This is a genomic window from Paraburkholderia sp. HD33-4 (genome assembly GCF_021390635.1).
GTDB lineage: Bacteria > Pseudomonadota > Gammaproteobacteria > Burkholderiales > Burkholderiaceae > Paraburkholderia.
The window spans coordinates 1,175,913-1,197,598 of record NZ_JAJEJS010000003.1 but is presented as its reverse complement, the minus strand read 5'-3'; the positions used below and the strand labels follow the sequence as shown (position 1 = coordinate 1,197,598).

Annotated in this window: 18 protein-coding genes; 4 read left to right on the top strand and 14 right to left on the bottom strand. The window is 61.9% G+C overall.

The features are described from left to right. Positions 1–31: 31 nt before the first annotated feature. The 11 genes from L0U84_RS39960 to L0U84_RS39910 all read right to left on the bottom strand — a co-directional run bounded on the left by L0U84_RS39960 (position 32) and on the right by L0U84_RS39910 (position 12,816). Positions 32–436 (bottom strand): N-acetyltransferase, encoded by a 405-nt coding sequence (locus L0U84_RS39960; RefSeq protein WP_233859206.1) that lies wholly within the window; start codon positions 434–436, stop codon positions 32–34. Positions 437–1,307: 871 nt separating this feature from the next. After that, on the bottom strand, positions 1,308–2,609 hold the full coding sequence (locus L0U84_RS39955) for an MFS transporter (RefSeq protein WP_233859204.1): 1,302 nt from the start codon (positions 2,607–2,609) through the stop codon (positions 1,308–1,310). 367 nt (positions 2,610–2,976) lie between these two features. Further along, complete coding sequence (locus tag L0U84_RS39950; RefSeq protein WP_442794111.1) at positions 2,977–4,194, bottom strand: porin; 1,218 nt, start codon at positions 4,192–4,194, stop codon at positions 2,977–2,979. A 145-nt stretch (positions 4,195–4,339) separates the two neighbouring features. Beyond that, positions 4,340–4,699, bottom strand: a complete 360-nt coding sequence (locus L0U84_RS39945; RefSeq protein WP_233859202.1) for a cupin domain-containing protein — start codon at positions 4,697–4,699, stop codon at positions 4,340–4,342. A gap of 127 nt (positions 4,700–4,826) precedes the next feature. Further along, on the bottom strand, positions 4,827–6,275 hold the full coding sequence (locus L0U84_RS39940) for an APC family permease (RefSeq protein ID WP_233859195.1): 1,449 nt from the start codon (positions 6,273–6,275) through the stop codon (positions 4,827–4,829). A gap of 299 nt (positions 6,276–6,574) precedes the next feature. Continuing rightward, positions 6,575–7,513: a helix-turn-helix domain-containing protein gene (locus L0U84_RS39935; RefSeq protein WP_233859193.1), complete on the bottom strand. Its 939-nt coding sequence runs from the start codon at positions 7,511–7,513 to the stop codon at positions 6,575–6,577. A gap of 174 nt (positions 7,514–7,687) precedes the next feature. Further along, positions 7,688–9,187, bottom strand: a complete 1,500-nt coding sequence (locus L0U84_RS39930) for an aldehyde dehydrogenase family protein (protein ID WP_233859190.1) — start codon at positions 9,185–9,187, stop codon at positions 7,688–7,690. Between the two features lie 217 nt (positions 9,188–9,404). Beyond that, the gene (locus L0U84_RS39925; RefSeq protein WP_233859188.1) at positions 9,405–9,866 is read right to left on the bottom strand and encodes a hypothetical protein; all 462 of its coding nucleotides are present in this window, start codon (positions 9,864–9,866) and stop codon (positions 9,405–9,407) included. Between the two features lie 98 nt (positions 9,867–9,964). Further along, positions 9,965–10,333, bottom strand: a complete 369-nt coding sequence (locus tag L0U84_RS39920) for a cupin domain-containing protein (RefSeq protein ID WP_233859186.1) — start codon at positions 10,331–10,333, stop codon at positions 9,965–9,967. Between the two features lie 33 nt (positions 10,334–10,366). Next, positions 10,367–11,668, bottom strand: a complete 1,302-nt coding sequence (locus L0U84_RS39915; RefSeq protein ID WP_326491252.1) for an NAD(P)/FAD-dependent oxidoreductase — start codon at positions 11,666–11,668, stop codon at positions 10,367–10,369. 221 nt (positions 11,669–11,889) lie between these two features. Further along, positions 11,890–12,816: a LysR substrate-binding domain-containing protein gene (locus L0U84_RS39910; RefSeq protein WP_233859181.1), complete on the bottom strand. Its 927-nt coding sequence runs from the start codon at positions 12,814–12,816 to the stop codon at positions 11,890–11,892. Between the two features lie 320 nt (positions 12,817–13,136). Between L0U84_RS39910 and L0U84_RS39905 the strand changes: the two genes are divergently transcribed. The 3 genes from L0U84_RS39905 (at position 13,137) to L0U84_RS39895 (ending at position 17,314) form a co-directional block, all read left to right on the top strand. Then, on the top strand, positions 13,137–14,450 hold the full coding sequence (locus L0U84_RS39905; RefSeq protein ID WP_233859180.1) for an MFS transporter: 1,314 nt from the start codon (positions 13,137–13,139) through the stop codon (positions 14,448–14,450). Positions 14,451–14,519: 69 nt separating this feature from the next. Continuing rightward, on the top strand, positions 14,520–15,983 hold the full coding sequence (locus tag L0U84_RS39900; RefSeq protein ID WP_233859178.1) for an amidase: 1,464 nt from the start codon (positions 14,520–14,522) through the stop codon (positions 15,981–15,983). Between the two features lie 128 nt (positions 15,984–16,111). Continuing rightward, positions 16,112–17,314 carry a porin gene (locus tag L0U84_RS39895; RefSeq protein ID WP_233859176.1) on the top strand — a complete coding sequence of 401 codons (1,203 nt, stop codon included), beginning with the start codon at positions 16,112–16,114 and terminating at the stop codon, positions 17,312–17,314. A gap of 149 nt (positions 17,315–17,463) precedes the next feature. Here L0U84_RS39895 and L0U84_RS39890 read toward each other — a convergent pair whose 3' ends face one another. The 3 genes from L0U84_RS39890 to glyA all read right to left on the bottom strand — a co-directional run bounded on the left by L0U84_RS39890 (position 17,464) and on the right by glyA (position 20,550). Then, on the bottom strand, positions 17,464–17,832 hold the full coding sequence (locus L0U84_RS39890) for a BON domain-containing protein (protein WP_233859174.1): 369 nt from the start codon (positions 17,830–17,832) through the stop codon (positions 17,464–17,466). A gap of 150 nt (positions 17,833–17,982) precedes the next feature. Then, positions 17,983–19,128 (bottom strand): branched-chain amino acid ABC transporter substrate-binding protein, encoded by a 1,146-nt coding sequence (locus L0U84_RS39885; protein WP_233859172.1) that lies wholly within the window; start codon positions 19,126–19,128, stop codon positions 17,983–17,985. Positions 19,129–19,233: 105 nt separating this feature from the next. Beyond that, positions 19,234–20,550, bottom strand: coding sequence for a serine hydroxymethyltransferase (glyA, locus tag L0U84_RS39880; RefSeq protein ID WP_233859170.1), 1,317 nt, complete (start codon positions 20,548–20,550; stop codon positions 19,234–19,236). A 225-nt stretch (positions 20,551–20,775) separates the two neighbouring features. Here glyA and L0U84_RS39875 point away from each other — a divergent pair, with 225 nt between their 5' ends. Further along, the gene (locus L0U84_RS39875; RefSeq protein ID WP_233859168.1) at positions 20,776–21,678 is read left to right on the top strand and encodes a LysR family transcriptional regulator; all 903 of its coding nucleotides are present in this window, start codon (positions 20,776–20,778) and stop codon (positions 21,676–21,678) included. Positions 21,679–21,686 lie beyond the last annotated feature (8 nt).

Sequence of the window (21,686 nt, the reverse complement as noted above, 5' to 3'; positions counted from 1 at the left end):
TGTCTTTCTCGTTTTCTCAAACCATACAAAGTCAAGCGGAAAAACCACCCATCATGGCCCTCGAGACATCCGAGAGTGCAGCGTGAATGAGCGTGTACGTCTTGTCTGCTCCAGCCAGCGGCACGTTGGTGGCAAGCGCCGAAAACCCGAATCTGCGGTAAAGCCGGCTCAGCACATGTGAACAGGAGGCGTGGAAATTCTTGCCAGAAGTATTTTCACTGACAAAACCCAGCGCCAGCATCAGGCATTTTTTTAACTGGTCCTGGCCGTGTCTAAACGCGGGATCAAGTACGAGGCGCCCCACTTCCCAGCTGTCTTCAAGCAGTGATGGATCTATGTTTACGCTCTTGTGCAGCTTTTCTGTCAGCGTCAAGTCATGCGTCATAGGCACAAAGCGAATTGTGCCGATTAGTTGACCGTCCTGTTCGAACGCCACTGAAAGTCCAATGTCGTCTCTTTTTTTTCGTCACTATGAAAAAAGGGATTCAGTTGCGCGTGTACAGATAGATCGATCTCCTGGCGCAAACGTTGCACGGCGCCAACGTCAGAGGCGGCGTCCAGGTGCCGCAAAACAATCTCTTGTGACCCAAATGACGGAGGTATGAACGGCAACTGATTTCGTACCTGAAACGTGTCCAGTAGCATATGATTTCCCCTGTGTTGAAGCGAGAACCGATAACGCCTCGGTCAGCCGGCGTTCGAAGCACCGCACAGCGGGTCCTTGTTGAAAAATCAACTTTGGTTCGCCCGCACGTCTGCGCTGATTCCCCACCGTACCAACGTCAAGCACGCCAGATCTGCAACTGATTTGGCTTGAAGCGCATTTTTGTGGATGCAGCCGACATGTTGACATTTGGAACAATAACGTGCGGCCCTGCAAATAGCATCTGTTTTTTAAATGATTAATGCTGATTGCATATTTTTTGTGTGAGACAGCCAACGTTTCTCTCCCGCGGTTCGCTTTACGTCGCGGAATGGACCGAACTATATGCACAGGGCATGTACATGAACGGTCTTCTCCCCTTTTCTGGCGAATCAGTTCAGGAGGAAAGTCCACAGACGCATGGCGAGCGCCACTAGTTCCGTTTGCTGGTACTTGAAAGTCATTGCCAGAGGCCGCTGTTCGACGTGCTCGACCGGCAAACGGCAATCTCGCTTCGACGCAGGAGCAGCACTAGCCAAAAGGGGCGCCCATTCGTCGAATGGACGCCCCTGACTTGTTCGCGCCGGCCTCATCTTCATCAAGTCAGCGTTCGCATCGCGACTCGTTGGGAAGCCGCACGATCAAGACCCGCGTAAACATTACGTTACGCGGCATGCTCCATTTCTTCGACAAGCTGCGCCGTACGCGTTTCCTTGACCACGAATAGATAAACGAGCGCAGCCACGAGTGCGATCGCCGCGCTGATCAGGAATGCATCGACGAACGAATGCGTCCGGTCGACGATCACGCCCGTGAGAATCGGCGCGAGCGAGCCGCCGAGATAGCCGCCGAAATTCTGCATGCCTCCGAGCGATGCCACCAGGCGACGCGGAGCAGCAACGCCCACGAGCGCCCACGCACCGCCGCTGGCGAGATTCAGGAAAAACATCGCCAGGCACAGATACATCACGGCCATCGTGGTAGAGGGTGTATAGGCGGCCGGCACTGTGAACGACGCCGCGCCAACCAGTCCAATGCAGACCGGCCACTTGCGGCTGTTCACCGGTGAAATGCCTCGCCGCGCGATAAAGTCCGCAAAGAAGCCGCTCGAACACATGCCCAGCACGCCGAACACATACGGAATTGCGACCACCCAGCCGGTGCGGGCGATACTCAGATGACGCTCGTGCTCCAGATACGCGGGCAGCCAGGTCACATACAGCCAGATCATATAGATCACGCCCATAAAGCCCAGCACCATTCCCCAGGTGTTACGCTGGCGGAACAGACTTGCCCATTCGGACAAACGCACCGCATGCGACGTGAATGGAGCATTCTCGCCCTCGTCGAGATGTGCGGCCTCCTCGTCCGTCAGTTCGACTTCGGCCCGGTTGCGATAGAAAGCTATCCAGCCGAGCGCAATGACGATGCCGATGGCGCCCATCAAGACGAACATCTGGCGCCAGCCGAACGAAAGCATCAACGCGGTCAGGATCGGCGGTCCAAGCATCGGGCCGATTGCGCTCGACGACTGGTAAATGCCGGTCGGGCCGCCACGCTCGCGAGCGGCGAACCATTCGCTGATGACCTTGACGCCGGCCGGAAACAGCGGGGCTTCGCAAACGCCTAGGACAAGCCGCGAATAGAAAAACTGGTTCAAGGTTTGAATGAAGCCGCCTGCAAATTGCGCGGCGGACCAGAGCAAAATACCAAGGCCGAGCACGACTCGCGAACCAAAGCGGTCGAGCAACGCCCCCACTGGTAACTGCGCGAACGCATAGGCCAGCGAGAACCCGGACAACAGCAAACCCATCTGCGACGCGGACAGGCCGAGTTCCTGGCTGATCGAATGGTTGGCGATCGACAGCGTGCTGCGATCGAAATAGTTGACAGTACCGGCCAGCGTCAGAAAAGCAATGGCCAGGATCTGCGTGCGCTTCAAGCGCCCGCTTTTTGGGTAACGCATGTCAAATCTCCTTCGTTAGTGTTATTTGATCGATTCGGGCAGCCCCAGGCGACGAGCCGCCAACTCCCCGCTCCCGCCACGCCAGCGCAAACGCACCCGCATGTGCGAGTGTCGTCGCAGCGTCCTCCCCGGACGGGAGAAACGCGCGTTCAAAGCCGCCATCTGACGACACTTACATGATCCCCGCCCCCGAGCCCGGGTTTCGATCACAAGTCGAATGCATCGCTGGGCACCAGCAATGGGCGCGCTCGGATGCCCCGTGCGAGGCGCCGGCGATTATATGAAACCCGCGATGTTTTAAGAATATTTGGACAGGAAACTCATATCTTGGGAAATGCGAAGCTCCCGCAGCGTGCCGGGCAGCCGCTCAGAAGTTCGCGCGGAGGCCCGCGAGGATTGCAAGTTGCCGATTCGAGTTGCTATTCACCAGATTCGGAATCTGCGCGTAATTGGCAGACGCGCCCGTCGCCGGATCCACCCCGAGCCCCGCCCCCGACGCCTTCTGCGCGATCCCGACTGCGTACAACGCAGTTCGCTTCGACAGCGAGTATGTCGTGCCGAGACTCAGTTGCTGGAAGCGCGACGAGCTGCCGCCACTGATCCGCACGTTGTTGAAGATATAGGCCGCGCCTAACGCCCACTCGGGCGTCAGGTTGTACACGGTATTGAACTCGGCTATATCGAACGACGCGGTGGCGCCCTCGGGACGCGCGGCACTCGCGAAGTACGCACTGTCCTCGAGGCGCGTATGCGTGTAGACGAGCGCCACCGTCGCTTTGCCCAATGCTACCGAACCGCCGGCGCCGAACGCTTTGATCGCGCGGGCGTCCTGCAGTTTGCAATACATCGCCGCAGCATTGCTGCACGCGAAATCGCCGATATAACCGTTCGCGCCGCCGAGCGCCGCGTTCAACGGATCATTCAGCGTCATGTATCCCGCGCTGAGCGAAACCGGGCCGTGGTTATATGCGGCGGCGAGCGCATAGCCACGCCGCGCGCTGAAGTCGCCCGCCTGGCCGCCGAAGCTGAAAGTGCCACCGAACGTGAAGCCGCCGAAATCCGCGCTCGTGAATTTGGCCGCATTGTTCATGTTGAACGCTTCGTTGAGGTTGTCGACATCGCCGAAATGCGATCCGTACATGGTCGCCCACGAGGTGCTCGATACATAGACGCCAAGAAAATCAGAATACGAATCATATTGCCGCCCGAAGCTCAGTGTGCCGAACCGTTCATCGCGCACACCAACCCACGCCTGGCGGTCGAACAGCGAGCCGCTTTGCAGCATCGCGCCATTGCCGATCAGAAACTGGTTCTCCAGCGTGAACATCGTCTTCACGCCGCCACCGAGATCTTCAACGCCCATCAAGCCCCAGCGCGACGGCACGAGGTTGCCGCCGCCGATCTGCACGTTATGGCCGCTGTGGAGCGCGCCGCTCGCGTCCGTCACCTGCTCGTTGGTGGAATAGATGACGCCGGCATCGACGGTTCCATACAGCGTGACGCTACTCTGCGCGCTGGCTTGCTGGGTGCCCAGCGCGACCAGCATTGCGCATGACAATGTAGACAGCAAAAGGTGCTTTTTCATGGTGGCTTTCAGGAGTTATGGACGTGCGTCGTCGGCGGTGGGCCGCGTCGCGGCCACCGGGCTGAAATAGGAAAGAAGGGAAAAACGAGCCGCGCGCCAGCGGCTGGCAGATGTCCAGTGTTGGGTGCCGTGCGCGCTGTGTGTGCTAGGCGAGCGCCAGGTAGTGCTTGGTGAATGTATCGCTCAGGATGTGCCAGGAGATCGGCGCGCCTTTTTCGATAAACCAGCTATCGCCCGCTTTGTAGTGAACCGATTGGCCCGTATCGCGACGGGTCAACCTGCACTCGCCGTCTATCACCGTCGCATGCTCGTCGAATGGGTACGTCATGTCGAACTTGCCCTTCGTACAGGCGAAATAGCCCGCGCTGACAGGCGTGTGTTCGTCGCCGTGATGCGTGAGCCCGAAGACGAACACGTCACCTTCGATGATCGTCGCTCCGAGATCCGCAACCGTGCCCCATGGCTCGAGCGCAGGCGGCTTCGCGCCCAGTTTGATGCTGTGCATGTGTTTCTCCTGATGTAATTGACAGGGACCGCGGCCGGTTGCCCTGATTGAAGGCGCCCAACGATCGCGCCCGTGACGGGATGTTTCGCCCGCCGGTGCAACTCGCCGACGGAACCACAGACGTGATTTACAGACGTGAGCTGCCCAGCCTGTCGAACGCATGCCGGTCACGCGATCTCAGCCGCAGCGCGGTCACGACGCCGGCCACCGCGAACACCGGCATCAGCGCGGTCAGCCCGTACGAAACCAGCGGACCAGCGCCCGTCAGCAGAGGGAAGTTGACGATGGCCAGCACCAGCACGGCGAGAAGCGCGAGGCCCGAGACCAGCGGAAAGAACACCACGCGCAGCGCGCCTTCCTCGCGGCTTTTCAGGCTCGCGAAGAATGCGATCACAGCAGCGGAAGACAGCGCCATCAACGCAATGATGCAAAGCGTGGCAACGTTGGTGAGCCACGAGAACAACGTCAGCACAGGATCGGCATGCATCACGACGAACACCAGAACCACAACTGCCGCGATTGCCGATTGCCACAGCGAGCCGATATGCGGGCTGCTATGCGACGCGTGCGTGCGGCCCAGTGACGCCGGCAGCAGGCCCTCGCGTCCGCTCGCGTAGAAGTATCGTGAGGCCGAGTTGTGAAACGCGAGCAGACCCGCATACACGCTCGTGATGAACAGCACGCTCATGGCTGCGGTCAGCGTGCGATTCGCGTAGTGGTCGGACAGCGAGTACATGAACGTCGTCGGATCCGCGAGCGCGCTCAGCGTCTTGACGATGTCCGCGCTGCCCGCGCCGATCACGATGCACCACAACGAAAACGCGTAAAAGCCGCCGATCAGAAGCACCGAAATATACGTGGCGAGCGGCACCGTGCGCTTCGGGTCCTTTGCTTCCTCGCTGTAAATCGTCGTGGCTTCAAAGCCGATGAAGCTCGCGAAGCAGAACAGAAAACCGATCGCCGGCGTACCGCCCAGAAATGTGCGAGGCTTGAATGAAACGAAATCGATGCCGTGTGCGCCGCCGGCCTTCAGGATCGCGATGTCGAGAATCAGGACCACGATGTATTCGCCGAACACCAGCAGCGAGAGCACCTTCGCGGACAGATCGATCTGCCGGTAGCCGAGCACCGCGATGCTCAACATGGCAGCGAACGCGCACACCCACCACGGCGCATCGATGCCGAAATGCGTGCCGAGAAATCCCGAGCACACGGCACCAAACATCCCGTACAGGCCGATCTGCATCGCGTTGTAACCGAGCAGCGCGATCAGCGCCGCGGCGCCGCCCGCTGTACCGCCGAGCCCGCGCGCGGTGAATGCATAGAAGCCGCCCGCGTTCGTGATGTGACGCGACATCGCCGTGTACCCCGCGGCGAACATCAGCAGGATCGCCACGGTCGCGATGATCAGCGACGGCGTACCCGCGCCGTTGCCGAGCATGATGCCGATTGGGAAGCCCCCGGCAATCGCGACGAGCGGTCCGGCCGCGGAGATGACAAAGAAAACGATAAAGCCGAGGCCGAGCGCGCCTTGGCGCAACTCGCTCGATGGCTTGGTTTCCAACGCGACGCTCATGGGTCTCACTCCAATTGATTTGACTGATCACGTCGAGCCGCGTCATACGACCCGATTGCACATCCGCGTGCGGCGCGGACGTTGCACCCGCTAATAAATCGCAGCGGATGATTGCAATGTAGGGATTCAAAAAGATCTACCGGGAGCACAAATTGGCAATGAGACACAGGCATCGGGAAAACGACAGCGCGCGGCCTGATGGGCGAAAGAAATTCGCACGCGTTTGAAAGCTGTCTGGAATATTCCGCGCGCGACATAGGCGTTGCCGATGCGGAAATACGTTGTGGAAGGGAGTTCGCTCAGCTCTTGCGTGGCGTCTGCGAAGGCAGCTCGCCGAACAGATCACGATACTCGCGCGCGAAGTAGCTGAGGTGAGTAAAGCCCCATCGCGCCGCGGCATCGCCGATCAGCAGCTCGGTTGTGTTGGTCGAGCGCAATAGCCGACGCACGGCATTGAGGCGGTACGAGCGCAGATACTCTACCGGCGTCACGTTGGCGACGCGCTGGAAGCTCGTCTGCAACGTACGACGGCTGCAACGCAACATCGCGCACAGATCGAGCACGGTGACCGGTTCCTCCGCGTACTCGTGCAAAAAACGTTCGCAACGGCGGACGATATCGCTATACGTGGCGTGCGTGAGATCGCGCGAATTGCCGGTCGCGGCTTCCACGAGTGCGAGCAGCACGCTCATCACTTCGTGTTGAAACCGGCGATCCGACTCGACTGACGAGAGCCGCTCCTCTGTTGATTGCATCGCGTCGAGAAAAGGCACGAGGTGCAACTGCAGCACGGCGGCGGCGGACTCGGGCACCTGCAAGACGCTTTGCGACAGTTTGCTGACCGCGCTTTCGTCGACAGTATCGCTGACGAGTTGCTCCATCAATCCGGAAGGCAGACTCACGCCGATGTAGTGCATCGACTCGGGCGTGTGGAGATGAAACTCTTCGCCCGGCCCCAGCAGCATCAGCGGGAACCCGACGATATGCTGCCCCTGGAAAGTCCCGGTCGATAAACCGTACAACGGCACCGCGATCGACGAAAAGCCTTCCGGCGATACGCCAGCCTGCGCGATCCGCCGGTTGGTCGATTCACGAAAAAACTGGAAATTGTCGTCGCTCGCCTGCACGAGCGTGCTTTCGAACCGCCCCGGCGTGATCTGGTGGTACACCTGTTCCCACCCACTCACCGCAAGTGAATGGTCGTGCACATCGTCGAGCGCGCTGACCCTGAACTCCATCTATGTCTCCCTGCACCGGCGCTCCGGGACCTGTCGCGCTCCACGCGACAGCCGTGTCAATTCGTCCTGGAGCGCCGGCATACGCCATTTGCCCAAGGATAGCAGCGCCGGCTTTGTTTGGCGCGATGGCCTTCCGCAACGGGGGAAAGTCACCGGTGGCGAGCCAGCGCGCCGTCAATGGGCGATGCACACGGATTTGGTTTCGGTGAACGCGTCGATCGCGTGCTTGCCGAATTCACGTCCCATGCCCGACTGCTTCATACCGCCGAACGGCATGCCGGGATCGAGTGGCACGTGCGAGTTGACCCAGACCGTTCCCGCATCGATGTCCCGCACGAGGTTCATCGTCGCGCGCAGATCGTTGGTCCACAGGCTCGCCGCAAGGCCATAAGGCGAGTCGTTGGCGAGACGCAGTGCTTCGGCGGCGTCGTCGAAGGGAACGAGAGCGAGGACCGGGCCGAACACTTCGTCGCGGATGATCGGCGCGTCGTGCGGAACGTCGCCGATGACCGTCGGGCGCACATAGTAGCCCGCGCCTTCGACCGGCGTGCCGCCCGCCAGAAAGCGCAGCCCGGCATGCTTCGCCTGCGCGATATGCTGCTCGACGCGCGCGCGATGATGGCTCGACACCAGCGGGTTGATCTGCGCGGACGGATCGAGGCCCGAACCCAGCGTCATCGCGTTGGCGAGGTCGGCGAGACCGTCGGCGATCTGCCGGTACTTGCTGCGATGCACGTAGATGCGCGAGACCGCGGCGCAGACCTGCCCCTGGTTCAGGAAGCCGCCCGCGAGCGCGCCCTGCACCGCCTGATCGACGTCTACATCGGCCAGCATGATGGCCGGATTCTTGCCGCCAAGTTCAAGCGAGAAGCGCGTCATGTTCTGCACCGCGGCCGAGCCGACCAGCTTGCCGGTCGGCGTCGAGCCGGTGAAAGAGATCTTGCTCACGCCCGGATGCGCGGCGAGCGCCGAGCCGCATTCGCGTGCGCCGGTGACCACGTTGAACACGCCCGCCGGGACACCCGCTTCGATCGCCAGTTCGGCGAGCCGCAGCGCTGTCAGCGGTGTCTCCGGGGATGGTTTGATGACGATCGTGCAGCCGGCCGCGAGCGCCGGAATCAGCTTCCAGATCGCGATCATCAGCGGGAAATTCCACGGCACGATGCCTGCGACGACACCCACCGGCTCCTTGCGCGTGAAGGCGCTATAGCGAGCGCCCGGCGGAAACGGAATCGACACGTCGAGCGTCTCGCCGGTGATCTTGGTGGTCCAGCCTGCCATGTAACGCACGTATTCGATGCTGGCGCCGACTTCGATCGCGCGCGCGATGTTGATCGATTTGCCCTGGTTCAACGTTTCGAGCTGCGCGAGTTCTTCCGCGTGTTGTTCGAGCACGTCGGCCAGACGCAGCAGAATGCGCTCGCGATCCGCCGGACGCAAACCGCTCCATACACGCCGGTCGAAGGCATGTCGCGCGCTGGATACCGCGCGATCGACGTCCTGCGCATCGGCGTCCGGCACAGAGGTGAGGACGTCGCCGGTCGCGGGGTTGAAAACATCGAGCCGGCGCGGCGAGTGCGCCGGCTGCGCACTACCGTCGATGAAAAGACCCAGGTCGCGGGCCAGGAATTGGTTGACGGCTTCGCTAACTACGACATTCGCAACGTTGTTCATTGAGTCTCTCTCGTGGCTAAGGGTGGCGGCGGCCGGTCGGCAGCCGGGACGCGGGGCCGCGCGGCACGCTCACCGAAGCACCACTGCGGGTCTTTTCGCGGGCGGCGGGTGAACTGATTGAGAGGACTGTAAGCAGGCCGATCTTCGGGCGTTAGCGCAAATTGGCATCGTCGCCGGGATTACGGGCAAACCCCGAGTCGAAGCGCCCGCAAAAGCGCTAGCGGGCGAGCGCGGCCATGGCCGTGGCACAACCAATGCACTGCTCGAACGACAGGCGCTCGCCGAATGGCCGGTGCGGCAGCAGCACGGCTTCAGCGGCGTTGATCTGCATCAGCAGCGCGAAGCGGCGGCCATCGTCGTGCGCGACGATCGCGCAATTCGCGTTGACGAAGCCGTTCTTGAAGCGGGGATCGACCGACACGATGTCGGGCTCGTCGTGCAGCCCCACGCAACAGGCCGTATCGACGATGTTCCAGCAGTCCGGCAGCCTCAGAAGAATGTCCGACACGTCTTCCTCGCGCGAGATCACGGCCGCGAGCGCGCAGGGCCGGCGACGGAACCAGCCAGCAGCGTCGGCGGGTTCCACCTGCACGGCGGCGACCGAGAACAGCAACAGCTCGCCACAATCGGCTCGCTGCGCAAGGTCCGCGTAGGCGGCGATGGCGTGAGCGTCATCCATTGTTGAGGGCACCTCGTTGCAGGCGCTTTTTCGCACGCATGGAGTCAGTGGACTCGCCAGCCGGTCTACTGAACACCCGCTGGCGCATGGCGCCAGGATCAGACAAAAGCGAGGTAGTGCTTCGTGAAGCTGTCGCCGACGACTTCCCACACGGTCGGGGTGCCCTTCTTGACGAACCACGAGTCGCCGGATTTGAAATGACGCGTTTCACCCGTCGATTCATCGGTAATTCTGACTTCCCCGCTGACCAGCGTGGCCTGCTCGCTGAACGGATAAACCAGCCGGAACTTGCCCTTGGACGTGCCAAAGTACGCCGCCGAGATCGGCTCGGTCGGGCTGCCGTGAGTGAATTTGCCGAATGCCTGCACGTCGCCGCCCTCGAGGATTTCCCCGCCGATACCCGCGAGGCTGCCCCACGAATCGAGTTCCGAAATGGCGACGCCCTTCCTGATTTCGATCAGACCCATGTTGTGATTCTCCAGTGAAGTAAATTGAAACGATCAGCGACGGCCGTGCCAGTAGCCGGACGTCTGATGCATGACCTTGCCGAGCGTGACCAGCAGCGCGCGGTAGCGATCCTTTCCTTCGATCGTCGCCCGAGGGATCGAGCTGACGAGCCGATATCGCTCGGATCCGCCGAGAATGCCTTCGCCGAGGATCTTGCAGATGATCTGACTCGGCGTGACGCCGAAGCCTGAATACCCCTGCACGAAAAACGCGTTCGGCCGGTCCGGCAGCGTGCCGATCTGCGGAAACAGATTGAGTGTCGAAGCCATCGGACCGCCCCACGCGAGGTCGATCTTCACGTCTTTCAGATACGGAAACACTTCGAGCATCAGGCGGCGGTTCCACGCTTTCAGATCGCTCGGGATGTGCTCGACCAGCGACGTCGACGAGCCGAACAGCAGCCGGTTCTCGTTGGTCACGCGGTAGTAATTGATCACCGGCCGGATGTCGGAATACGCGCCGTGAATTGGACTGATACGGCGGATCAGTTCATCGCTCAGCGGCTCGGTCATCGAGTTGTACGCATACACGTTGATCGTGCTGCGATGCAACTCCGGTTCGATGCCGTTGTTGAAGCCGTCGCACGCCCAGACCAGCTTGCGCGCCGTCACGCTGCCTTTGGCGGTGCGCACGGTGATTCGGTCGCCGTAGGTCACTTCGAGCGCGGGGCTGTATTCGAAGATCTTCGTGCCGTAAATTTCGGTGACCGCCTTTGCTTCGCCGAGCAGCAGATTCAGCGAGTGCACGTGGCCGCCGCCCATGTGCAACAGGCCCGCCTGATAGACTTCCGAACCGACGAGGTCCTGCACGTCCTTGCCCTCGACGTAGCGAATCTCATGCGGCGAGCGCAGCGACTTGAAGTCTCTTTCCCAGTTGCGCAGCGTCTTCGCCTGACGGCCGTTGTAGGCCATGTAACCGTAGCCGCTGCAGAAGTCGGCGTCGATGTTGTATCTGGCGATGCGCTCGCGCATGATCTGCGGGCCGAGGTCGCTGAGCGCGAAGATCGCCTGCAGCCCATCGTCGCCGACATCTTTCTTTATCGCATCGAGGTCGTGGCCGATACCGGCCATCACCTGCCCCCCGTTGCGGCCGGTACCGCCGAAGCCCAGATAACGCGCTTCGAGCACGACGACATCCGTCACGCCCTGTTCGGTCAGCTCCAACGCCGTATGGATGCCGGAAAACCCGCCGCCGATGATCACGACTTCGGCCTGGATATGGTCCTCGAGAGACGGGAAGCTCAGTTCGTACTTCTTCGTGGCCGTGTAGTAGGTAGCCGTTTCATCTGCATGCATCATGTGCCTCTGAAGTGACATCGCAGCCGGGACGTACTGGTCGGTCGACGTTGCGTCGCCGCATTCCAGCCGGTTGCCGATGACTCATTGTCTGCGTGCATTATTCGGGCAGTGAGCACAAATCGGCAAAACAGGGGGCACTGCGCAAGAACGTGATGGGCAGAAGAAATCAGGCGATAAAAGCATTCGGCACAAGTTCCAACTTCGTCGTACCGCCGCGCTCAGCCTGCACCTATCGCTTCGTGGTTGAACAACGGCGCGTTCGCTACCGCCTCGCAAAAGCAGTCGATCAGATAATCGCAAGCGGCCGTATTCAACGCGTCGCGCCGCGAAATGATGCCGACCGCAACGCGCGGCAGCGGCTCGCGCACTGGCAGCGCGATCACCTGCTGTCTGAACCATTCGGATTCGACAAAACTCTTTGGACAGCACGAAAGAAAATCGCTGTGTGACGACAAAGAGAAGCTCCCGCTAAATGAACTGCATTCGACCACGACGCGCGGCGCCGCCGCGCCCACGCTGACGAAATAGTCCTGCAGCACACGTCCGATGCTTTCCGGCGTGGTGTTCAGCATCCATTCGGCGCCTTCCAGTTCGGCGATGGATTGCGCGTGCGCAAGCGGGTGTCCCTTGCGCGCCGAGATGATCAGTTCTGCTTCGAGTAGCGGTCTGAATTGAAACTCGCTGGTGATCTTGGTGTCGTCGACGATCGCGATCGCAAAGTCCAGCGTGCCGTCGCGCAACCCCGCCAGCGCGGAACTGAGAAAGCCCTCCTGCACTGAGAGCCGCGTGTCCGCCATGCGCAGCCGGAACGTGTGGATCGCGCGCGGCAAGTACTTGAGCGCCACGAGCGGCGTGACCGCGCACGACACCTTGCCACCCTCGAAGCCCGACAACTGGATCACATCTTCGCGCGCATGCTGCATCTCCGCGAGTATCAGCTTCGCGCGCGCATAGATCGCCTGACCGAACTGGGTGAGCTGCGCGCCGCGAGCATTGCGCGCGACGAGCGGTACGCCGAGATCCTGCTCGAGTTCGCGGATGGCCTTCGTGAGGGCCGGCTGCGATAGACAGACCGTCCGTGCCGCGGCGCGCAGGCTACCGTGTTCGGCGATGGCAACGAGCGCGCGTAACTGATTGGGTTTCAAGAGACAGGGCCGCGAATGTGGAGTGGGAAGATTGCCGCGATACATCTGACGCAACGATGCGTCGGTGCGCAGGGGCTGCACGATTTGCGCCGATAGTACACGGCGCAAAAGAGCACGGCCATGAGGCTTAGCCCGTATCCGCGTGCGAAGCCGGCTGCGTACGGGGCGATAACCCGCTGTTATCGCGATAAGAAAAAGCAAATCCGCGTTGCTATTTTGGCTCTCTAGACTTTTTCCTGTCGCGATGAAGGCAGCACTGACCGCCTGATGCCGCCGACGTCGTTTCGGCGAAAGCTCCACTCACGATAGGGATGCCGTTCATGAAGTCACCGTCACTCAGCCCAGTCGCCGGCTCGCAGGCCAGCGCGCACTCCACTACGATCTCCACGCGCGGTCTGATCGTCGCGACGACGATCGGCAATGCCTTCGAGTTTTTCGATCTGACCGTCTACAGCTTCTTTGCCGTGCTGCTCGGCAAGCTGTTCTTCCCGCTCGCTTCGTCACAGCAGCAACTGTTGCTGTCCGTCGGCACATTTGGTGTCGGCTTCATCGCGCGTCCCGTCGGCGGCGTGATGTTCGGCATTCTGGCGGACCGTTTCGGGCGCGTCGTCGCGATGAACATCACGTTGCTGACGATGGCAGTCGGCACGGGTCTGATCGGCCTCGCACCCACGTACGCGCAGATCGGCCTCGCCGCGCCCATCGTGATTCTGATTGCACGGCTGTTGCAGGGCTTTTCCGCGGGCGGCGAAGTCGGCGTCGCGACGACCTTGCTCGCCGAGCGCGCCTCGGTGGAGCGGCGCGGATTCATCACCAGCTGGCAGTTCGCGAGCCAGGGCGCGGCGGCACTCGTCGGTTCGCTGGTGGGGTTTCTGCTGTCGCACTTTCTCGATACCGCGTCGCTCGAGAGCTGGGGCTGGCGCGTGCCGTTTCTTGCGGGCGTGCTGATCGCGCCGCTCGGTCTGTATCTGCGGGCACGCATCGACGACGACGGGCACGCCTCGCCCGGCGCGGCGCAGCCCGCAGGCGGCGTTCTGAGAACCGTATTCGCACGCGACGGCAAGCTGTTGCTGCTCGCGTTCATGCTCGTGATCGGCGGCACGTCCGCGCATTTCATCGTGCTGTACTACATGTCGACGTATGCGATCAAGGTGCTCCATCTGCCGATGGATACGGCGATGTGGTGCGGCATTCTCTCCGGCGCGGTGATGCTCGTCGTCTCGCCGATCGGGGGTCTATGGTCCGACCGCTTCGGACGCAAACGCGTCACGTTCGTCTCGCGACTGCTGTTGACGCTGCTGATTTTGCCGGGCTTCTACGCGATCGCTCATATGCCTTCGGTCGGCACGCTGTACCTCGTCGTCTGCGCGCTCGCCGCGTTGCACTCGATCAATGCCGGCGCAACCGGCCCGCTTCTTCCGGAAATGTTCCCTCGCAGCACGCGTGCCACGGGACTGTCGATTTCCTACGCGGCAGGTGTTTCGATCTTCGGCGGCTTCGCGCAGTTCGTCGTCACGTGGCTGATCGGCGCGACGGGCAATGCGGCCGTCCCCGCCTGGTACGTGATCGTCTGCGGCGTGGTTTCCCTGATCGCACTCGCGTTCATCACCGATCGCACCCGTGAAGAAATCTAGCGGCACGCAGTACAGCCTTCCCGCGCTGCGTGAATCAATGGATCAACGAATCAACCGAAGAGCCCTATCATGTCCGACCCATTGCAACTCGATACGAACACCGCCGTCAACGACTCGCTGTGCGACGCGTCCGCGCTGACGCTGCTCGACCTGCAACGCAAACGCGAGGTCAGCGCGACGGAAATACTCGACGCGCATCTTGCACGCATCGAAGCGGTCAATCCGCGCGTGAACGCCCTCGTGACGATCGGCGACGCCGATGTGCTCAGGCAACGCGCCCGACACCTCGACGAGCGCTGGGCGCGCGGCGAATGGCAAGGCCCCCTGCACGGTCTGCCGGTGTCGCAGAAGGATCTGACGGCGACGCGCGGCGTGCGCACCACCTTCGGCTCGAAAGTCTTCGAGCATCACGTACCGACCCAGGACGCACTGATCGTGCGGCGCTGCGATGCGGCAGGCGCGCTGATGATCGGCAAGTCGAACACACCGGAATTCGGCGCCGGTTCGCACACCTTCAATGAAGTGTTCGGCGTGACGCGCAACCCGTGGAATCTGGACAAGTCCGCGGGCGGCAGTAGCGGTGGCGCGGCGGCGTCGGTTGCCTGCGGCATGAACCCGCTCGCGTGCGGCAGCGACATGGGAGGTTCGCTGCGCAATCCGGCTGCGTGGAATGGCGTGGTCGGGTTGCGTCCTTCGCCGGGCCGGGTGCCGCGCGCGCCCGATATCAACGGCTGGGGCACGCTCGGCGTCGATGGCCCGATGGCCCGCAACGTTGCGGACACCGCGTTGTTGCTGAGCGCGATCGCCGGTCCAGGCGGCGAGGTCGCCACCGAACTCAGCGAACCGGGTGCGCTGTTCGCTCGTCCGCTGCAACGCGATTTTCGGGGCACGCGGGTCGCATTTTCGACTGGACTGGCAGGCTTGCCCGTCGACCCGGAAATCCAGCGCACCGTACAGGCTCAAGCGCGCATTTTCGAGGCGCTCGGCTGCGAAGTCATCTTCGCCGACCCCGATCTGGCCGATGCGGAAGAGGTGTTCCGGATGGAACGCGCGTGGATGATCGGCACGCTGGTCCAGCAACTGGATGCCGGTGCTCAGGCACTCCTGAAGCCCGAGATCGAGGACGAATGCCGACTGCACCGCTCGCTCAGCGCCGCGGATCTCGGCCGGATGTTCGTGCGCAAGACCGCGCTGTTCCAGCGGATGCGCAACTTCATGAACGAGTATCCGTTCTATGTGCTGCCCGCCACGCAGATGCTCCCGTTCGACGCCGACTTGCGCTGGCCGGCGTCGTTCATGGGGCAAGCCTATACGTCGTATATCGACTGGATGCGTATCTGCTGGTACCTGTCCTCCACCGAGTCACCCGTACTTGCCGTGCCATGCGGCATCAGTGCCTCGGGGTTGCCCATCGGTCTGCAGATCGCGGGCCGCTATCGCGACGACTGGGGCGTGCTGCAACTCGGTCATGCCTATGAGCAGGCGGCGGCGCACAGGCTGCCCCGCCCTCCAGTGGTCGACGCACTCAGCTAGGCGCCTGCCGTTCCGCTGCCGCGTTTTCCGGTGGCCCAGCGCGGGCCGCCGGCCCCTGTGCGTGCTCGCGAAACGCGGCGCGCCCCCATGCCACTGCAACTGCACCCTCAACCTGAACGTCAAACAACATGAATAAAGCGTTTTTCGCGGTTTGCGTCGCGGCCGCCATGCCCGCGTGTGCTCACGCACAAAGCTCGGTTACGCTGTACGGCATCGTCGACGAGGGCATCAGCTATTTCAGCAATGCCGCCACGACGGCGGCGAACGGAAGCGTCTCGGGACACAGCGCCGTGCGCCTGCTCAGTGGCGTGATGCAGCAAAGCCGCTGGGGCCTGCGAGGTTCCGAAGATTTGGGGGGTGGCCTGAAGACGATCTTCGTGCTGGAAAACGGCTTCGATGCCAGTACGGGCAAGGCGGGCCAGGGCGGCTTGCTGTCCGGCAAGAAAGCGTTCGTCGGCATGTCGACGCCGTTCGGCACGGTGACGCTCGGCCGGCAATACGACACCAACGTCGACATCCTCGGGCCGATGATCGCGGGCGGTCAATGGGGCGGCTATATGGCCGCACACCCCGGCGATCTCGACAACTTCAACAACACGAATTCCACCAACAACGCCATCAAGTTCACGAGCAACAGCTATGGCGGCCTGACCGTGGCGGGCATGTTCAGCCTTGGCGGCGTTGCTGGCAACTTCGCGCGCAACCGGATCTGGTCAGTTTCGGCGGGCTACGTGACGGGCGCTGTGTCGCTTGGCGCGGGCTATCTGTCGGTCGAGAATCCGAACACGTCGTTCTTCGGTAGCACGGGCAGCCCGGCGCCGACCGTCAACGGCGTGCCCGGCAACAACATGCTGTCGCCCGTCTATTCCGGCTATGCATCGGCCCGATCGATGAGCGTAATCGGCGCGGCGGCCGCCTATACGATCGGTTCGGCAACCGTCGGCGCGGTGTATTCGAACACCCGCTTCGACGATCTCGGCGATCTGTCTTCCGGTCCGAACCCACTGGGATTGAGTGGTTCGAAAAGCCTGAACAACGGCGAACTGAACTTTCGCTATCAGATCAGTCCCGCGCTGCTGTGGGGCTTCGCCTACAACTACACGAAAGGCAGTTCGATCGAAGGACGAACGGGCGCGGCATATCATCAGTTCGGCACGGGCGTCGACTACCTGTTGTCCAAACGCACGGACGTCTATCTGATCGGCGTCTATCAGAAGGCGACCGGTACGGACTCGACAGGCAAGCCGGCGGTGGCGGCAATCAACGGGCCCTCGGCATCGTCGGACGACAAACAGGCGGTTGTGCGCATCGGATTGCGCCACAAGTTTTGAGCCCATTCCAGACCTTGTCCGGTTAGCCTCGTCAGCCTTGCGGCTTCCGGACGACCCCTGTTCTGCGCCGTTTCGTTGCTCGCTGCCATCGAGCGCACGCCGACGCATGTTTCAAAGGTACTGACAATGTCTGCGCCGGCGAACGTGCGTCATGGCGACCTGACGTGCAGCTCGTTGTTCACGGAGCGCACCCCCGGCACAGCGTGGACCACCGCAAGCGCTTTCAGAATCTGTGCCTCTGAGTCTACGTCTCCCGACAGCTGCACGACGCCTCGATACGTTGCCACACTCACCGGCAACGATCGGAGCGTCGGGTCCGCGACCAGCGCCTGCTTCACCCGGCCGGCGAGCGTAGCGTCGTCAGTGGGGACGACCGCCGGTGCGGTCGCGGACGGGGGCGGTGCAGGTGTCCGTGTCGCCGTCGCCGTCGACTTACAGCCGCTAGTGAACACGAACGCGGGTAACGCGAACATCGCGACGATCAGCAGGCGGCTTTTGATGTATGACGCATTTCGCATGTCGGCTATGGCATCCAGATCGTTCATCGAGCAGGGACAGCGCCATGAGTCCAATTTCCGGAATGAGCTCTGAATGGCGAACTGAGGTCCCAATGATCGAGTATACGGCGTCGGGCGGCACAGCATGGCATGCGATGCGGCAGTAACGGCTCAGTGTTGTACGCCGAGACTTTCGCGTTTGCCGTCGTTGAACGTATAGAGCGTGAGTGTCGCGTTCTGCAGGTCGCCCCTGGAATCAAAACGGGTCTCGCCAATGACGCCCTTGTAATCCGTCTTCTTCAGATAGGGCAGATACTTTGCCGGATCGGACGAACCCGCCCGCTTCATCGCGTCCACGAGGATCATGACTGCGTCATACGCGTACGGTGCATAGATGACGACGTCCTGACCGTATTTCGCCTTGAACCGTTTCTTGAAGTCTTCCATGCCTGCGGAGTATTCCGGCGTGATCCCGCCCGCCTCTGCACAGATGACCTGCCGCCCCTGCAACGCGGCGCCCGCCAGGCTCGGCAATTCACCGGTACAGATGCCGTCACCGCCCATGAACTTCGACTGCATGCCGAGCTGCTGCATCTGCTTGATCATCGGGCCGCCTTGCGCGTCCATCCCGCCATAGAACACCACGTCCGGGTTTTCTCCCTTGACCGCCGTCAGGACACCGCGGAAGTCCGTGGCCTTGTCAGTTGTGTACTGACGGGAGACGAGCTTCGCACCGGACGCCTGAGCGGACTTCAGGAATTCGTCCGCGATACCCTCTCCATATGCGGTACGGTCATCGATCACCGCGACCGTCTTCGCGTTCCATTTCTGGACAGCATATTTGCCGAGCACCGCGCCCAACTGACCGTCGTTGGCGACCAGACGGAATGCGGTATCGAAGCCTTGCTGCGTGTACTTGGGGTTGGTGGACGACTGGGAGATTTCTGGAATGTGGTTGTCGAAGTAGATCTTTGACGCGGGGATCGTCGCCCCCGAATTGAAGTGACCCACGACGCCCTTCACGCCGCCGTCGACAAGACGCTGCGCAACCTGCGTGGCCTGCCGGGGGTCTCCGGCGTCATCTTCGACCTGCAGGTCGATCTTGACCTTCCTGCCTCCGATAACGGGCGGATTCGCATTCAGATCATCGACCGCCATGCGCGCGCCTCGTTCGACGTCCTTGCCCAGGTTTGCATTCTGGCCGGTCAGCGGACCGGCAAAGCCCAGTTTCACGGTGTCTTCCTGTGCGTGGGCGACTCCCGACGCGAGCGCGGCGACCGCGCCGCCAACAACGATGACCGATTTCAAGAGTTTCATTACCGTTCCTCCAAGCTTCGATTGATGTCTCGCAACATACTTATCGGCATCGGAATCACGGGTGTGACGCGGATGCCGGAACGAATGCCATTACACGTCCCCGTTTCAGCGCAGATAGTGCAGTTGCGAGAACTGCCGCCGATACTCGCTCACAGCGGGCGCCACCTCTTCAGGTGACTTGCGGCGTAGCAGGACATCGGCGATGAAGCCGGCGAGCCGCGGCATGTCGTCGGCAACCATTCCCCAGCGAACGAGTTCCGGCGTGCCCATGCGCAGCCCGTTGACGTCACCGTCAACTTCCGGCAGCGGCAGACCGATGCCACACGCGAGAACGTTGGCTCGCCTCAGAAGCTTCGCCATCGTCTGGCCTCCGCCAAACTCGTGCGCCTCGATCGCGAACTGGTGCGACGTCGTCATGCCGCGGTCACGGGCAAACACGGGCAAACCTTCTTCCATGAGCGCGGTCGCGAGGGCCTTGGCCGCCTTCACCATCCCGGCAGCATACGGACGACCCAACGCCTGCCAGTCGAGCATGGTCATCGCGATCGACGCCGACTTGCCCGCGTCGAAATTGGCTGTCATGCCAGGATAGGCGATAGCGTCGAGCTTGCGCGCCATCTCCGCGTCGTTGGTCACGATCAATCCACCGGCCGCGCCCGCCAGGCTCTTGTACGTGCTCATGGTCATGACATGCGCCCCCTGCGTGAGCGGCTGCTGCCACGCGTGACCCGCGATCAGACCGCACAGGTGCGCCGCATCGTAGAGCAGCACCGCCCCGACCTCATCCGCAATCGCGCGCACCTCCTCGACCGGATGAGGAAAAAGGTTGAGGCTCTGACCCAGCGTGATGACCTTGGGTCGCAGCCTCAGCGCGTCCTCGCGCAGTGCATTGAGATCGACCGTATAACGCTTCGCGTCGAATGCCATCAGGTACGGCTTGACGCCGTACATGCCGGCAGCCCCGTTGGCGTGGTGACTGAAATGCCCGCCAACCGTGGCGGGCGGCACGAACACCGTATCGCCCGGTTTCGCCGCCGCAACGTAGGTGTAGAGATTCGCCAGCGCACCAGACGCAACGCGGATCTCCGCAAAGCGCGCGCCAAATACCTGGGCCACGAGTTCGGCCGCAAGCACTTCGATCTTTTCGACACCCTCCAGACCCATTTCGTACTTGTCGCCCGGATACCCAAGCGACGGGCGCGAACCAACGCCAGCCGCCAGCAACGCTTCCGCTTTCGGGTTGATGGCATTCGTCGCCGGATTGAGGTTGAAGCAGTCGCGCTCGTGGATCACACGATTCTCCTCGACGAATGCAAGCAGATCCCTTTCGTTCTGCTCGGGATTCTGGGAAGCAAAGCGTTTCACCAGCGCTTGAATGTAGTTCTCGGGATCGCGCGGAACCCAGGGGCGAGCTTCCAGCATGGTGACTTCCTTATCGATGGGTCTGTGTGGGCGGCGGTTCGACTGACCGGTCCTTGCGGCAGCAGCGCGAGCGTGCGCGTGTATCGTCGCCGCGCTTTAGTGCTCACGTGCTCTGCAATGGAACCCATCGTAGGGCGTGAAAACATCGACGTATACTTATCTTTTCTTGCGTAATACATTAGCTATTCTGTCGAATCAATCGCTGTCGAACGGAGGGTCAACACCATGGAAGTGGGTCGCCTGCGGGCGCTGCTCGAACTGTCGAGGTGTGGCACGATTGCCGCTGCCGCAGAGGCGATGTTCCTGACGCCATCGGCCGTCTCGCAGCAGATCGCCCAGCTCGAGGAGGAGGCAGGCGTCAAGCTGACGGAGCGGGTCGGACGCGGTGTCCGGCTCACTGCCGCGGGGCAGGCGCTGGTGGGCTACGCGGAACGGGTGATGGTCGTACTCGACGAAGCGCGTTCTGAACTGGCCGTGCTGCGCCGCGAAATCGCGGGCGAACTGCGTGTCGCCGCGTTTCCGTCGGTCGCCTCGGCGGTGCTGCCGGACACGGTCAAGGCATTGCGGCAGGTCTTCCCGCGCCTCGACATCATCCTGGAAGAGCTGGAGCCGGTTGATGGACTTGCGGCGCTGCGTTCCTGGCGAGCGGACATTGCCCTGATCGACGACCTGTCGATCGTCGTCGGCAATAAGCAGGAAAGCGTCGGTGTTGTACCGCTCGCCGAAGATGTGCTGTCGGTGGCGCTCTCGACGGCTCATCCGCTGGCCGGGAAGCCGTCGCTGAGCGTGGCAGAGCTGAGGAATGAAGCCTGGGCGATCGATTCGACGTCGAGCGTGTTTGGCGACTTCATCACCAACCTGTGCCGGCGCGCCGGATTCGAACCGCAGATCAACGCCAGGTGTCGCGGCTTTGAAATGGTCGGCGCGATGGTGGCGTCGGGTTGTTCCGTGTCGATTGTCCCCGGTCTCAGGCTGGTGCGGCCGCCAGCCGGTGTCGCCTGGGTCAGGCTGAAGCCGGAAGTGCGCAGAAAGATCTATGTCGCGTTTCGGCGAGGCGAGCGGAACCACCCTGCGATCAAGGTGTTCGTCGAGGAGGTCGTCCGAACTGCCGCCCGTCTCCTTGGATAGAGCATCAA

Coding starts and splice junctions, on each gene's coding strand:
- L0U84_RS39955 (WP_233859204.1), bottom strand. CDS start 2,609: ATGCGTTACCCAAAAAGCGGGCGCTTGAAGCGCACGCAGATCCTGGCC.
- L0U84_RS39950 (WP_442794111.1), bottom strand. CDS start 4,194: ATGAAAAAGCACCTTTTGCTGTCTACATTGTCATGCGCAATGCTGGTC.
- L0U84_RS39945 (WP_233859202.1), bottom strand. CDS start 4,699: ATGCACAGCATCAAACTGGGCGCGAAGCCGCCTGCGCTCGAGCCATGG.
- L0U84_RS39940 (WP_233859195.1), bottom strand. CDS start 6,275: ATGAGCGTCGCGTTGGAAACCAAGCCATCGAGCGAGTTGCGCCAAGGC.
- L0U84_RS39935 (WP_233859193.1), bottom strand. CDS start 7,513: ATGGAGTTCAGGGTCAGCGCGCTCGACGATGTGCACGACCATTCACTT.
- L0U84_RS39930 (WP_233859190.1), bottom strand. CDS start 9,187: ATGAACAACGTTGCGAATGTCGTAGTTAGCGAAGCCGTCAACCAATTC.
- L0U84_RS39925 (WP_233859188.1), bottom strand. CDS start 9,866: ATGGATGACGCTCACGCCATCGCCGCCTACGCGGACCTTGCGCAGCGA.
- L0U84_RS39920 (WP_233859186.1), bottom strand. CDS start 10,333: ATGGGTCTGATCGAAATCAGGAAGGGCGTCGCCATTTCGGAACTCGAT.
- L0U84_RS39915 (WP_326491252.1), bottom strand. CDS start 11,668: ATGCATGCAGATGAAACGGCTACCTACTACACGGCCACGAAGAAGTAC.
- L0U84_RS39905 (WP_233859180.1), top strand. CDS start 13,137: ATGAAGTCACCGTCACTCAGCCCAGTCGCCGGCTCGCAGGCCAGCGCG.
- L0U84_RS39900 (WP_233859178.1), top strand. CDS start 14,520: ATGTCCGACCCATTGCAACTCGATACGAACACCGCCGTCAACGACTCG.
- L0U84_RS39895 (WP_233859176.1), top strand. CDS start 16,112: ATGAATAAAGCGTTTTTCGCGGTTTGCGTCGCGGCCGCCATGCCCGCG.
- L0U84_RS39890 (WP_233859174.1), bottom strand. CDS start 17,832: ATGCGAAATGCGTCATACATCAAAAGCCGCCTGCTGATCGTCGCGATG.
- L0U84_RS39885 (WP_233859172.1), bottom strand. CDS start 19,128: ATGAAACTCTTGAAATCGGTCATCGTTGTTGGCGGCGCGGTCGCCGCG.
- glyA (WP_233859170.1), bottom strand. CDS start 20,550: ATGCTGGAAGCTCGCCCCTGGGTTCCGCGCGATCCCGAGAACTACATT.
- L0U84_RS39875 (WP_233859168.1), top strand. CDS start 20,776: ATGGAAGTGGGTCGCCTGCGGGCGCTGCTCGAACTGTCGAGGTGTGGC.